The sequence below is a fragment of the Paenibacillus pasadenensis genome (genome assembly GCF_023715725.1).
Classification (GTDB): Bacteria; Bacillota; Bacilli; order Paenibacillales; family Paenibacillaceae; genus Paenibacillus_O; species Paenibacillus_O pasadenensis_A.
This window is the reverse complement of sequence record NZ_JAMBOT010000003.1, coordinates 449,738-463,631: the sequence shown is the minus strand read 5'-3', so window position 1 is coordinate 463,631 and position 13,894 is coordinate 449,738. Positions and strand designations below refer to the sequence as shown.

At 49.4% G+C, this 13,894-nt stretch carries 10 protein-coding genes; 8 read left to right on the top strand and 2 right to left on the bottom strand.

The window, feature by feature from the left end:
- The first annotated feature begins 89 nt into the window (after positions 1–89).
- Positions 90–878, top strand: a complete 789-nt coding sequence (locus M3223_RS11120; protein ID WP_251561358.1) for a class I SAM-dependent methyltransferase — start codon at positions 90–92, stop codon at positions 876–878.
- 220 nt (positions 879–1,098) lie between these two features.
- Here the strand turns inward: M3223_RS11120 and M3223_RS11115 are convergent, their stop codons facing one another.
- The gene (locus M3223_RS11115; protein WP_251561357.1) at positions 1,099–1,956 is read right to left on the bottom strand and encodes a class II fructose-bisphosphate aldolase; all 858 of its coding nucleotides are present in this window, start codon (positions 1,954–1,956) and stop codon (positions 1,099–1,101) included.
- A 389-nt stretch (positions 1,957–2,345) separates the two neighbouring features.
- On the opposite strand from M3223_RS11115, the gene M3223_RS11110 reads away from it, so the two are divergent.
- The 4 genes from M3223_RS11110 to M3223_RS11095 all read left to right on the top strand — a co-directional run bounded on the left by M3223_RS11110 (position 2,346) and on the right by M3223_RS11095 (position 6,890).
- Positions 2,346–3,869, top strand: coding sequence for a protein adenylyltransferase SelO (locus M3223_RS11110; protein ID WP_251561356.1), 1,524 nt, complete (start codon positions 2,346–2,348; stop codon positions 3,867–3,869).
- A gap of 323 nt (positions 3,870–4,192) precedes the next feature.
- Positions 4,193–5,380, top strand: coding sequence for an oxalate decarboxylase family bicupin (locus M3223_RS11105; RefSeq protein WP_435368007.1), 1,188 nt, complete (start codon positions 4,193–4,195; stop codon positions 5,378–5,380).
- 246 nt (positions 5,381–5,626) lie between these two features.
- Positions 5,627–6,580 carry a class 1 isoprenoid biosynthesis enzyme gene (locus M3223_RS11100; protein ID WP_251561355.1) on the top strand — a complete coding sequence of 318 codons (954 nt, stop codon included), beginning with the start codon at positions 5,627–5,629 and terminating at the stop codon, positions 6,578–6,580.
- A gap of 73 nt (positions 6,581–6,653) precedes the next feature.
- Positions 6,654–6,890 (top strand): NHLP leader peptide family RiPP precursor, encoded by a 237-nt coding sequence (locus tag M3223_RS11095; protein ID WP_251561354.1) that lies wholly within the window; start codon positions 6,654–6,656, stop codon positions 6,888–6,890.
- Here the strand turns inward: M3223_RS11095 and M3223_RS11090 are convergent.
- Positions 6,879–8,792, bottom strand: a complete 1,914-nt coding sequence (locus tag M3223_RS11090) for a sensor histidine kinase (RefSeq protein ID WP_251561353.1) — start codon at positions 8,790–8,792, stop codon at positions 6,879–6,881. The genes M3223_RS11095 and M3223_RS11090 overlap by 12 nt on opposite strands.
- A 289-nt stretch (positions 8,793–9,081) precedes the next feature.
- Here M3223_RS11090 and rlmH point away from each other — a divergent pair, with 289 nt between their 5' ends.
- The 3 genes from rlmH (at position 9,082) to M3223_RS11075 (ending at position 13,745) form a co-directional block, all read left to right on the top strand.
- On the top strand, positions 9,082–9,561 hold the full coding sequence (rlmH, locus tag M3223_RS11085) for a 23S rRNA (pseudouridine(1915)-N(3))-methyltransferase RlmH (protein ID WP_251561352.1): 480 nt from the start codon (positions 9,082–9,084) through the stop codon (positions 9,559–9,561).
- A gap of 201 nt (positions 9,562–9,762) precedes the next feature.
- Positions 9,763–11,832 carry an ATP-dependent nuclease gene (locus tag M3223_RS11080; RefSeq protein WP_251561351.1) on the top strand — a complete coding sequence of 690 codons (2,070 nt, stop codon included), beginning with the start codon at positions 9,763–9,765 and terminating at the stop codon, positions 11,830–11,832.
- Positions 11,829–13,745, top strand: coding sequence for a UvrD-helicase domain-containing protein (locus M3223_RS11075; protein ID WP_251561350.1), 1,917 nt, complete (start codon positions 11,829–11,831; stop codon positions 13,743–13,745). The genes M3223_RS11080 and M3223_RS11075 overlap by 4 nt, the downstream gene beginning before the upstream one ends.
- The last annotated feature ends 149 nt before the right edge of the window (positions 13,746–13,894 follow it).

Sequence of the window (13,894 nt, the reverse complement as noted above, 5' to 3'; positions counted from 1 at the left end):
AGGGGGAGAGTTATAAACGCGCTTATCCACATATTTAGATTATGGTAAAATAATCCGGCGGTATTTGGAGTTAACTTGGGAGGTGCGGGATGCAGGAGCAGCTGGCAAAGGCGAATAAAACGGCTTGGGAAACAAAGGCTTATCAGGCATGGGTTCAAGCGCACGGGACGCCGGAGGAGCTGGCTGAAGAGCTTAAGCAGAGCCACATTCATCGGCTTCGTTATTGGTTGAAGTACACAGGCGACGTTCAAGGGAAAAGAATTCTAAATCTGCTTGGCTCTAATGGCCGAAAGGCAATTGCGTTTGCTATGCTGGGGGCGGATGCGACGGTAGTGGACATCTCCGAGGAGAACCGGCTCTATGCAACCCAGGCGGCGGCTGCAGCAGGCGTGAGGCTGAATTATATCTGCTCCGACGCGCTGAATATACCCGATGAAGAAGCGCTTGGAGAATTTGACTTTGTATTAATGGAATTTGGCATTCTACACTATTTCACCGATTTAAACGCTATTTTCTCCGTCGTCCGCCACAGACTAGCTCCTGCTGGACGGTTTATGCTGACCGATTTTCATCCCTTCGCTCGTGCAATGCTCGTAACGAACAACCTGAAAGAACCAAGCGGCAATTATTTTGACGATGAGATCAAGGAAGGCGAAGTGGCCTTTGCCAAGCTGCTGCCAGAGCATGAACGAGAGCAGACCAAAAAGGTGCTTGGCCGGGGCTGGACGATGGGCGAAATCGTTACGGCGGTCGGGTCCGCCGGGCTGATGATCCGGGTGCTGGAAGAGATCCCAGCCAAGGCTAATCCGCATGCGCCGGAATTCTATACTCTCATCGCAGATAAAATCGATGCGGCTTTACCGCTGCTGATGCCGTAACAGTTGTTGCTGCCAACGGAAAGTGTTCCAAGGTAATTCAAAGTATTACTTAGCATGATATAGCCAATAGCGATAAAATTAGCGAGAAAGTGTCCTTGAAAAGCGGAAGGGGCGGAGCCGTAATACAGCTCCCAAAATGGTGAGCCCACGGAAAATGCAAAGAGCCTGTCCTCCAATAAGGAGAGCAGGCTCTTATTAAAATTCAGTTGTTCAGCAAAACTTAAGCTTTGCCGGAGGAACCGAATTCGCGCATTTTGCCTTGAACCGTCGCTTTGATCGCGTCGCGGCCTGGGGCAAGGAATTTACGAGGATCGTAAACTTCCAGATCCGCCGTTACGATCTCGCGGACTTTTTTCGTGAACTCGATTTGGTTCTCGGTGTTCACGTTGATTTTAGCCGTTCCGAGGGAAATCGATTTTTTGATGTGCTCCGTCGGGATGCCAGTGCCGCCATGCAGTACGAGTGGAAGCTTGATCATTTGGCAGATCTCTTCCATCTCTTTGAAGCCCAGGTTAGGCTCGCCTTTGTAAGGGCCGTGTACGGAACCGAGGGCAGGAGCCAGGCAGTCGATGCCCGTGCGCTCTACGAGCTCGAAGCACTCTTTAGGATCAGCGTAAATAACGCCGTCTGCAATAACGTCGTCTTCTTGGCCGCCAACCGTGCCAAGCTCGGCTTCAACGGAAACGCCTTTGCTGTGCGCGTATTCAACGACTTTTTTCGTCGTTTCGATGTTTTCTTCGAACGGATGGTGGGAAGCGTCGATCATAACGGACGTGAAGCCTGCGTCGATAGCCGCTTTACATTTGTCGAAGCTGGAGCCGTGGTCGAGGTGAATCGCAACCGGAACGGTGATTTTCATTTCTTCGATCAGCGAGCTGGCAATTGCCGTAACAACTTTGAAGCCGCCCATGTAACGAGCTGCGCCTTCGGATACGCCGAGGATTACCGGAGATTTCTCTTCCTCTGCGGCAGCAAGAATCGCTTGCGTCCACTCCAGGTTGTTGATGTTGAATTGGCCTACTGCGTAGCCCTCAGCGAGAGCTTTGTTCAGCATGTCTTTCATGGAAACGAGTGCCATTGTCGTAACTCCTCCTAATGTCTTGTTTCTGCAGATGGTTTCTTCTCATGATAGAAGTCTACCTTGAGAATGGCAAGTCCAAGGGATCGCCCACGCTTGTCTAAATTATATTTTAACATAAATACAAGCCCGTGAACCTGCATTTTATGAAGCAAATGGCCTATCTGCCGGTGTCAGATGGGGTATTTTCGACAATTTCGGTAAAAAGAGCGCGGCATCCGTTAATGTTTCCTACTCCGTATAACCATTATTCACCTTTTATCGACTGTTGCGCCGCGGAGCGCGCTCTTGGTTGAAAAAGGGTATAATAACCGCATAACGGCTGTGCCGTCCTATGAAAAGCTGCACATGCGCTTAAAGCGCCACGACAAAACGAAAAAGGTGATCCTATGACCGATTCCCATACATCACCCGCGGCTCCAGCCGCGGGATGGAAGTTTGATAATAGCTACACCCGCCTGCCGGAAACGCTGTTCACCCGAATTATGCCGACGCGGGTCCGCGATCCAAAGCTGGTTGTGCTGAACCAGCCGCTGGCTGCTGCGCTCGGACTGAATGCCGAGGCTTTGGCGAGCCTGGAAGGTGTGGAGACGCTGGCTGGCAACAATATTCCGGCTGGAGCCGAGCCGCTGGCACAGGCGTATGCCGGGCATCAGTTTGGTTATTTTAACAGGCTTGGGGATGGCCGTGCCGTGCTGCTTGGAGAACAGCTGACGCCGGAGGGTGAGCGCTTCGATATTCAGTACAAAGGCTCCGGGCGCACGCCGTATTCACGGGGCGGAGACGGTCGTGCGGGGCTCGGCCCGATGCTGCGCGAGTACATCATTAGCGAGGCAATGCACGGTCTGGGCATTCCGACGACCCGGAGCTTAGCGGTTGTGCTGACCGGCGAGGAAATCGTGCGGGAATCGCTGGAGACCGGCGCGATAATGACGCGGGTGGCGGCGAGCCATCTGCGTGTGGGCACGTTCCAGTTTGCCGCCCAGTGGGGAACGGGAGACGAGCTGCGCGAGCTGGCTGATTATGCGTTGGAGCGGCATTATGATGGCATTGGGGACGCTAACGATAAGGATGGGGAAAATAAATACCTGCGCCTGCTGAATGAGGTTGTGGCTCGTCAGGCGCGGCTGATTGCCCAGTGGCAGCTTGTTGGATTCGTGCACGGCGTGATGAATACTGACAATATGACGATCAGCGGAGAAACGATTGATTACGGCCCGTGCGCGTTTATGGATACATTTGATCCGGCGACCGTCTTCAGCTCCATCGACGCTCAAGGCCGTTACGCTTACGGCAACCAGCCTTATATTGGGGCTTGGAATTTGGCGCGTCTAGCGGAAGCGCTGCTGCCGCTGCTGCATGAAGACGAGGAGCAGGCACTGGCGCTTGCTCAACAGGCGCTGGCAGGCTTTACCGAGCAATATCACGGCCATTGGCTGGCGGGCATGCGGGCGAAGCTCGGATTGTTCGGAGAAGAGGCGGAGGATGAAGCTCTTATGAGCGAGCTGCTGGGCCAGATGAAGGAGCATGCGGCGGATTACACCAATACGTTCCGTGCGCTGACGTTGGGGCAGCTCGAAGGCGTGAGCATGAACGGGACTGCGGAGTTTGCGGAATGGCTGGGCAAATGGCGGGTCAGGCAGGCGAGGCATCAGGAGGGCGGCAGCGAGGATTCGGGTCAGGACGCGGTCCCGGCATCGCAGCAGCTCATGCGCCGCAGCAATCAGAATGTAATCCCGCGCAATCATCGCGTTGAAGAAGCGCTGTCCGCAGCCCAGCAGGGCGATTTCGGCGTCATGGAGCGGCTGCTGGCGGCGCTCGCTGACCCTTACGCATATTCGGCGGAGCAGGAAGCTTATACTCAGCCGGCTAAGGCGGGCGAGCGGCCTTACCGGACGTTCTGCGGGACGTAGGCTGGCGGAGGGCATTCTGGATGGACCTGAACTGATTTTGCCGATTACGAGTTGAATAATAGACGCGTTAAGAGGCCGTCCTAAAAATCATCGCGAGATGGGTTTTTGGACGGCTTTTTTGGCGTTTCTCCACGAGCAGTGCGCATCGGGTCATTTGCATATACAGAAAAAAGCAGCAGAGACGAAGCCGGTCGAACGGGCAGACAATACGTAATAGCCCGAAGCGGCGATGGCGCAGTGAAATAAGGAGAAAAAGGTCGTAACAGCGCGGATTCCGGCATACCGTAAACGTAGACTGTACGTAAGCGGAAGGAGCGATTCGCATGAGCATGAGCCGTGATCAGGCAGACCAAAGGCAAATTCCGCAGCCGATCCGCCCGGACGGCGCTGGCGGCATTGATACAGGGCCGCGCGATATCTGGCGTGATCTGGAAAATCCGGACCAGCTCGTGCCGCCGGTCACCGACAACGGGCTGCTGCCGAATATGGTGTTTTCTTTTTCGGACACGCATATGAAGCTGAATTTCGGCGGCTGGTCGCGCGAGGTAACGACCCGGGAGCTGCCAATTGCCAAGGATTTGGCCGGGGTTAACATGTACCTGAAGCCGGGCGGGGTGCGCGAGCTGCATTGGCATCAGCAGGCGGAGTGGGCGTTTATGATTAGCGGCAGCGCCCGTATAACGGCGATTGATGCCGAGGGGCGCAACTACATCGCAGATGTCGGCCAAGGGGATTTATGGTATTTTCCGCCGGGATTGCCCCATTCCATTCAAGGATTGGAGCATGGAGCGGAGTTTTTGCTCGTCTTTGATGACGGAAATTTCTCCGATCTGAACACGCTGTCCATCTCGGACTGGATGGCTCATACGCCGCGCAGCGTGCTGGCTGCCAACTTCGGGGTGGCGGAGGAGGCGTTCTGCCATCTGCCAAAGGATCAGGTATACATTTACCAAGCGTCCGTGCCCGGCTCGCTGGAGTCGCAGCGCATTGAATCGCCGTACGGCAGCGTGCCGCTTCCTTTCTCACACCGGTTAATGGCTCAAAAGCCGCTCGTCAGCTCCGGCGGGACGGTGCGCATTGCGGATTCTACGAATTTTCAAATTTCGAAAAAGATTGCTGCAGCGCTGGTGGAAATCAAGCCGGGCGCGATGCGCGAGCTGCACTGGCATCCGAACGCCGACGAGTGGCAGTATTATTTGTCGGGAACGGGACGCATGACGGTATTCGGGGGCAACGGCGCGGCGAGGACATACAATGTCCGGGCTGGCGATGTCGGTTATGTGCCTTTTGCCTTTGGACACTATATCCAGAACATAGGCAATGACTCCATCTGGTTCCTCGAAATGTTCCGCAGCGACCGCTTTGCGGACGTGTCGCTCAACCAGTGGATGGCGCTGACGCCAAAGGCGATCGTGGAGTCCAACCTGTGTGCCGGAAACGAGCTGATGGATGCGCTGAATCCGGTAAAACAGCCGGTGGTGAAGTTTCCTCGGAAGGATAAGGCAGACTGAGTTGAAGGCGGGAAAGAACCGGGACTGCGGCGGGAGCTGCGGTTCCGGTTCTTTGTGTTGAACGAGCGTTGGGATGGCTCAATGCCAGGCCAGTCATCTTTGCTCATGCTCAAATCGGTCGTCGGGTAAATTGGTATTAAATGGATGTAAATTCGAGTTGAGCCAAGCTATATTTTTTCATGATAATAACCGTCAATAATAGGGTGAGGACATACAGCTTGCAGAGCCGAAAAGGGGAGTTAACCGATGCCATGGAGTTTTGAAGCTGCAAAACGCGAAGCGGGTCTGATTTTTGCCGAGGCAAAAGAGGGAACGGACCGATGCCCGGAGCCTATGCGCAGCGTCCTGCGAGAGCTGATTGAGCAGTGCGACCCCTCGGGCCGTGAAGGCGGGTCCAACTATATGACTTATCTGCTTCCGCTGTGGTACGGGGAAAAGGCAGGCATACCGGCCGCTTTGAGCCGTGATTTTGCCGTAGGCAGCGTGTATATGATGCTGCACTATTTCCTTTTGGACGACGTGATGGACGGAGAGGAGACGAAGCTCGGGCCAAAGGTGGCGCTGGCGGCGGGCCAGCTGCTGCATACACTGTTTGTTGAGCGGTACGGGCGGCATTTTCACGGGGAGGCGGGTCTATGGGACTATTACCGGGACTACACGGAGCAGTGGAGCTCGGCGGTATCGCAGGAGGGGATCCGGCAAGCGGAGCCGGAGGATGCTGCAGGGCTGGCGCTGAAGTCAGCACCGGTCAAAATCGGCGCGGCAGCCGTTTGGCTGGCCGCAGGCCGTCCTGAGCGGATTCCCGCAGCGGAGCGGGCGGTCGATCTGGCGCTCGCCTCCTTGCAGCTGGCGGACGACTGGGCCGACTGGCAGGAGGATTTGGCAGCGGGCGAAGAACGCAGTAATGCTTTTTTGACCTTAGCGCGGCGGGAGCTAGGTCTTCCGAAGGAGCTGACGCTGACGGAAAAGCTCGTGCGGCGGGCTATTTTTCACTATGATGCTTTGGAACGGCTGGGAGAGCTTATCCAAGCTCACCGGAACAGCTTGTCCCTGCTTGGCGAAGCGCCTTCCGGGCTGACAGGCTTTCAGCATGCTGTGCTTTCGGGAATCGAGGCCGATGCCCGGTCAACGCAACAAACGGCCAGCGAGCTGGCCGTCCAAGGTGGATTCTCTCATTTTGTGTCGAATATCCCAAAATAAGTAGGGACTTCTGGGACAAAGTATGGTAAGTTATAGGAAGAAATGCCCATATCTTCCGAGAGGCTGTGATCCTATGTCTTCCCAATCATTGAAAGTGCAAATCATTCAAAAAGCATGGAAGGACGATGCGTTCAAGCAGCAGTTGCTGTCCGATCCAAAAGCCGCAATTAAGGACGCCTTCGGCGTTGAGATTCCGGACGACATCCAGCTGACGGCTGTAGCAGAATCGGACAAGAACCTCTACTTTGTACTTCCGCCGAACCCGGAAGATGTGGCAAATGGCCCGGGCGATGGCGAGTTAATGTGGTAGTTTTACCGTAGAAGAGGCAAGCTGATCTACCAGGGGGAACCGAATCGTCACTTCGGTTCCTTTTCCTTTTTGACTCTGGAAAATAATGCTGCCGTTCATGACCTCGATAATGCGCATCGTCACCATCGTTCCGAGTCCAGTGCCTTTGGATTTAGTCGAAAAATAGGGAACGCCGAGCTTGGATAGCTGCTCCTCGTCCATCCCTTCTCCGTTGTCTTTGATCCGCAGAACGGCTTCGCTTCCTTCGGCGCGGGCGGACAGCTCGATCAGGCCCTCTTCCCCAAACGCTTCGACGCTGTTTTTGATCAGATTGATGAGCGCCTGCTTCAGCTTGGACGCGCTGCCCATGACCTCCATTCCTTCTTCCGACACAACAACAAGCCGTCCCCCGTGCATCGAGGCATGCGGCCCCATGATCAGATCGAGCTGCTCCAGCAGTTCACGGATATCGAGCCGCGACACGGATTCCAGCTCCGGCTTGGCGAAGGTGAGAAAGTCGGTAATAATTTCGGCGGCCCGGTCCAGCTCATTGACGGCTATCGTAATGTAGCCTTGGTTTTGCTGATCGTCTTTTTTGGAGAGCAGCTGGAGAAATCCTCTTGTCACCTGCAGCGGATTGCGAACCTCATGGGCCACTGACGCTGCCAGATCGCTAATAATTTTCAGTTTCTCCGTCCGCTCCAGAGACAGATTAAACAGCTCCAGCTGTTTGGAGTAGGACAGCAGCGTTTTGTAGTCGTTAGATATGCGCCGCGCCAGAATAATAACCAGCGACAGGACAAAAGCGACAAAGCCAAGCTTCCAAAGAAATAGGACGTAGCTTTTGTTGTTGGCATAATAAAGAATCAGGTCGGTGGCACTGGGTAAGGCAAAAGCCAGCAGACCAAAGGCCAGCACGCGCGCCTGGCTGTCGCCGCGGCGCCAATAGGAAATGGAAAGGACAGAAATCCAGACCATCTGGACGAGCATAAGCACACCGATCGCTAAGACCGATACGATAGAGTAAATAGGGTAGAGCTTATCACCCGTCAGGCTGTACGCAAGGAACAAGAGGATGCCAAAGAGCGAGTAATACGCCTGCCAGCGGGTGAAACGATGAAAACGCGGCGATTTGCGCTCAAACGTCTCGCTCACGAAGTAGCCCAGTGCAGGGAACATCGTGAACAGCGCAAGCTCGAACAGAGCCGAGAAAAATCGGCCGCCAGACGGATAATACAAATATGGGAGCGGCGAATAGGACGCAATCAACACGCCGGTGGTCAAAGCGATGATGCAGAGCGAAATCCAGAAGCTGCGCTGATGCTTGCTTAGGAAGATGGAGCAGACGGACATCAGCAGCGCTAAAAAGATAATTGAGACGCCGAGCAGCAGGCTGGGCAGCTCGGAGCGCATATAACTTTTCTCCAGATCGTTGAACTCTCCCAGCTGGACGGGAGTAAGAAATCCGGCCCGCTCGCCGTTTGTCAGGATCAGCACATCCAGCGTGTTCTCTTCATTCGAGCTATCAACCGGCAGCAGCAGGCGGGTCATTTCGACCTGATAGTCGCGTGTCGTTTCATAAAGCAGCTTGCCATCCCGGTAGATGTTAATGTTGAGGCCGTACGTTTTGCTCGCGAGAATGCCGGGGCGAAGCCAGCTCTCCGTTGACGGAAGCTGCAGCCGAATCCAAACGCCTTTGGCGCCCGGAGGCAGCTCGACCAGCGTCTCGCCAGCATGGGCCTCCTGCCAATTGCCGCCAGCGGGCGGCGCGGTGCCGGGCTTCTCAGCGGCCCCGATCAGCATGACCTGCCAGCGGTCTAATTCGGTTTGGGGCGCGGACGCCCATATCGTTGAAGGCCAAGGCAGCAGCCCTATGAGAAGGGCGATGACAGCTAAGGCAGGGAAGTATCGAAGCGGTTTCATAAATTCCTCCGTCGAACATGATTCTCACTCGAATTATACCGCTTTCTATTAATTTTGTACGCATATTTCGACAAATTTCGTGTCCGTTGCTGTATAAATCTTATTGATAAATTGCGGATGCCAGGCTGGGGGAGAAGCGTCGGTTTTGGAGGAGATGCCTGCGATAACCGTTAGGCTGGCGGAAGGCGTTTGTTAGGGTTTACGGTCTCTTTACGGTATGATAGCTGCAGGGGTTTTAAACGGATAAGCTGCTGTCATGCGGCGGCGAAGAGAGGCTGGGAAAGAAACGATGCTGGTGCAGATTATCGGGGTTGGCAAGCTGAAAGAGAAATATTTAGTGCAAGGAATTGCGGAGTACGCGAAGCGGCTGGCTCCTTATTTGAAGTTTCAGGTTATCGAGGTTGCCGACGAAAAAGCTCCCGATACGCTCAGCGACGCCGAGGTGGGCATCGTCAAGGGCAAGGAGGGCGAGCGCATACTGGCGCAGATTAAGCCGGACGCGCATGTTGTTGCGCTTAGCCTGGACGGAGCGCTGTGGAGCTCCGAGGACCTGGCCCGCGAGCTGGACCGGCTCGGCACGTACGGCAGCAGCCATGTTGTGTTTGTCATCGGCGGCAGCCACGGGCTGAGCGATGAAGTGCTGCGGCGCGCGCAGCAGAAGCTGTGCTTCGGGCGCATGACGCTGCCGCACCAGCTGATGAGGCTGGTGCTGGTGGAGCAGATTTATCGGGCGGTGAAGATAAATCGGGGGGAGCCTTATCATAAGTAGGGTGAAAAATCGGTACGGGTAAGTAATTAAGTGTTGAGAGAAGATGTTGGATAGTGTGACTAAGAGCCGTCTAAGACCTTTGTGAAAATCAATAATATCGTCCTCTATTAATTAATTTAATGTGATAGACCTTGTTGCTTTATGGAATGAATTAAAGTAATCTCAGGAAATAATGTCCAATAATTAGTGGGGGTAAATCTCATGAATATAACTGAACTGAGAATTAGAAACTTCAGATGCTTTGGTGATAAAGAAACAACTGTAAATTTTGATCGATTAACAACAATAATTGGCTCAAATAGTAGTGGGAAAACTGCATTAATTCAAGCTTTACTAAAATTATTTGGGGTAAATTCTAAGGAGAGAACAATACATAAAAGCGATTTTCACGTACCTCCTAATATAAAACCCGATGAAGTCACAGAAGATAGATTACTTAGAATAGAAGCAAAGATAGAGTTCCCTGAATTGCAAACAGAAGGTGAAGGAATACAAACTGTACCATCATTCTTTAAGCAAATGATGACTGGAAAACCTCAGGAAGTGCCATATTTAAGAATACGTCTTGAAGCCAAGTGGACTCAAAGTGTAACACCTGACGGAGAAATTGACCCCAAACTTTTCTATGTTGTGGTACCTTATGGAGATGAGGAGAAAGATGATTCTTATAAACCTTTGCCAGCTAATGAGAGAGCATTAATTCAGATGATATATGTTCCAGCTGTAAGGGAACCGGCTAATCAATTAAAATTAGCATCTGGCACAATCTTATGGCGGTTGGTCAAAAGTATAGCTTGGCCCGAAGACACTAACAAGGAAATTCAAAAGACTATTCTACCATTAGAGCAGTATTTAAGTAGTGTTGGTGGATTGCAAGAAATACGTAATGAAGTCAAGTCTGCCTGGAGTAAGTTTCATCGTGATTCACGATATGCGAATGCAGAAATATTATTTAATGAGACATCACTCGAGTCTATGCTCAAAAACATAAATGTACAATTCTCCCCTACTGAGGATATTACCAACTACTCAATTGATAAATTAGGTGACGGGCTTCGTTCACTTTTTTACTTGTCTTTAGTTTCTACTTTATTGGGCATTGAGCAAAAAATCATAAATGATGATAAAGGCAGATTTCTTCCGAAAAAAATCCCCACAGCTTTGACTGTTTTAGCTGTTGAGGAACCGGAAAATCATATCTCACCTCATCTTTTAGGTAGAGTGACTAAAAATCTTAGAGAGATATCTGAAATTAGTAATGCACAAGTTCTCCTTACATCTCACAGTCCATCGATTGTTAAAAGAATCAATCCTGAAGAGATCCGTCATGTGAAAATTTCAATTACTGGAGAACATATAGGGAGCACCGCTGTAAGTGCAATTACTTTACCTAGTGATAGTGATTTGGCTCTTAAATATGTAAAAGAAGCTGTAAGAGCATATCCAGAACTCTATTTCGCTCAACTTGTTATACTTGGGGAAGGGGATAGCGAAGAATTAATAATACCTCGATTAATGGAAGTGGGGAATATTGCTCTTGATGACGAGACAGTATCAGTGGTTCCTTTAGGTGGGAGATTTGTAAACCACTTTTGGAGGTTGTTAAAACAATTAGATGTTCCTTTTGTCACTTTACTTGATCTTGACAGGGAACGGGGTACAGGTGGATGGAGTCGAATCAAGTACGCATTTAAACAACTAATAGAAATAAATATAGATAAGACTGAATTGTTAACAATTGAGGGCACTACATATCCAGAAGGTATTCTTGATGAAATGCATAAACGTACTATAGACGACCCAAGCGGTCCAAACTCTGTGGCGGAAATGAATAAATGGATAAAAAAGCTGGAATCCTATAATTTCTTCTTCTCAGCTCCACTAGATATTGATTTGCTCATGTTAGAGTCATTTACTGATGTGTATAAATCTATCCCTGTGAATGGGCCGGAAATTCCTGATAAAGCTATGGATCCAACAGGATATGATACGGTGGTACTTAATGGGGTAAACGCAACTTTGAAGAAAAAAAAGAATGAAACTGGACTTGGCAATACTTATACCATCGAACAGAAAGAACTTATGGTCTGGTACAATAGTTTATTCTTGGGTAGGAGTAAACCTAGTACACACTTGGAGGCGTTAGCCCTAATTGAACCAAACGACTTTTTGGATAAATGTCCAACTTCACTGATGAACACACTGAACGCCGTTAAAGAAATCCTTGGCAAAAGTAAAAAAGAACAGATTCAACTTGAGGGGATACTATGATATTTGTTAAACCGAGAGAATGGATGCCAGCGCATGGTATCATGTTAGAGTACGCTGCGGACAGGGTTGTGAAGAGCGTAGAAAATACCATGGTTGTAGCTGGTCCTGGCGCGGGGAAAACAGAGTTGCTTGCCCAACGGGCAAGTTACTTGCTTCAAACAGGAATTTGCGCCCCTCCGCAGAAAATACTTGCAATTAGCTTTAAAGTTGATGCAGCTGCAAATCTAGCGGAGCGAGTGAGAAAAAGATGTGGTAATGAACTATGTCAGAGATTCGAATCAAGAACATATGATTCCTTTGCAAAACATTTACTCGACCACTTCCGAAATAGCATCGAAGAAATGTATCGGCCAGTTCAAGACTATGAAATTGTAACTGATAAAATAGAATTGAAGAAGTTGGTGGTGCCCCACTATAAAGAACAGTATCCAGTTCATAAATTAAGATATGACACACTGATGGAGTACCTAGGAAAAGAACGATTACCGATGCCGTCCACATATAACGTAAATGACGTTTACAGTTTGTTAGCTAATGATTTATGGGGACTTATGCCAAAGGGTTCGAAGGGGTTTCCCGCAACGCTCACATTTTCTATGATTACGAGATTGGTTGAATATCTAACTCGTACAAACACGATGATTAAAAACGCCCTAAAAGTCACGTATAGCCACTTGTTTTTAGATGAATTTCAGGATACGACAAATGTTCAATATGATATGTTAAAACAAATCTTTCAACATTCAAAGACGGTCATAACAGCCGTTGGTGATGATAAGCAACGAATAATGGGTTGGGCAGGTGCTTTACCTAATGCGTTTCAAGAGTTTAAAAATGATTTTTCTTCAAAAGAAGAGTCCTTAATAAAAAATCATCGCTCTGTTCCATTTCTAATAGATATCCAAAATTACCTTGCAAGGGATCTGGATCCTTCTTCATCAATAGTTGAATATCCTAGTATAATGACAGATGGAAAAACGCCCCCCGGAGTATGCCAAATCTGGAAGTTCAAAACTCATCTACAAGAGGCGGACTATTTATCGAGAAAAATAAAAGAATGGTTAGAAGAAAAGGATATGAACCCCAGAGATCTCTGTATAATTGTAAAACAACAAGAGGATATATATGCCGATCAGATCATTTCGGTTTTGAAATCAAAAGGTATAATTGCACGGGTAGAAAAAGAGTTTCAAGATTTGCTTTCGGAAGAATGTATTACATTACTAATTCATATTCTAACATTAGTGATGAGCAATCGTGCTCCGGATTCATGGCAAATGGTTTTTGATGTCCTGATACTCTTAAACTCGAATATAGCTGATAAATCGGAAGATTTTTATAAGTATGATAGTGAACTAACTAATTTTATTTCTAAGCTAAAAACGGATCTTCCTAACTTGAAAAATGGGCGAGAATTAGAGGTTTATCTAAAGAGCATTTTTGATTTTTTTGGTGAAGATAAATATTGTGCGATGTTTCCTAAGTATAGAGGCGGCAAATATTTAAACAAAAAAGTCAAAGAGTTTTCAAGCAAACTGGCCAGTTCATATCGGGCCTTAAAAAACTGGGAACTCGCACTTAATGATATTCTCGGGTATAACAGCATCCCCATTATGACTATACACAAAAGTAAAGGCCTTGAGTACCATACTGTAATATTTGTCGGTCTAGAGGATGCAGCGTTTTGGAACTTCGTAAATAATTCAGAAGAAGATAAGAGGGCTTTTTTTGTTGCCTTTTCAAGAGCAAAACAGAGAGTCTTATTTACCTACAGTGAAAAGAGAATAATAAAACACTATGAAGAGATTGTTAACAGGCGTCAATCATCTAATAATATTTCAGTATTGTATACTAACCTGCTACAGGCCGGAGCAGAGATAGTCGAGTTGGTAGAGGCGGAGTCGCTTGTCTAAGCCACGTTAGTGCTTAGTATGATCATATGCAGCATCTTATTCCTCTCAGAGAAGTCGGAACGATATATACTGTTCATGGTATTCGATGATTTTAGATGATGTTGCTCAATAATAAAAAATAATTTAAGTACTTATGTGTGTTGAGTATT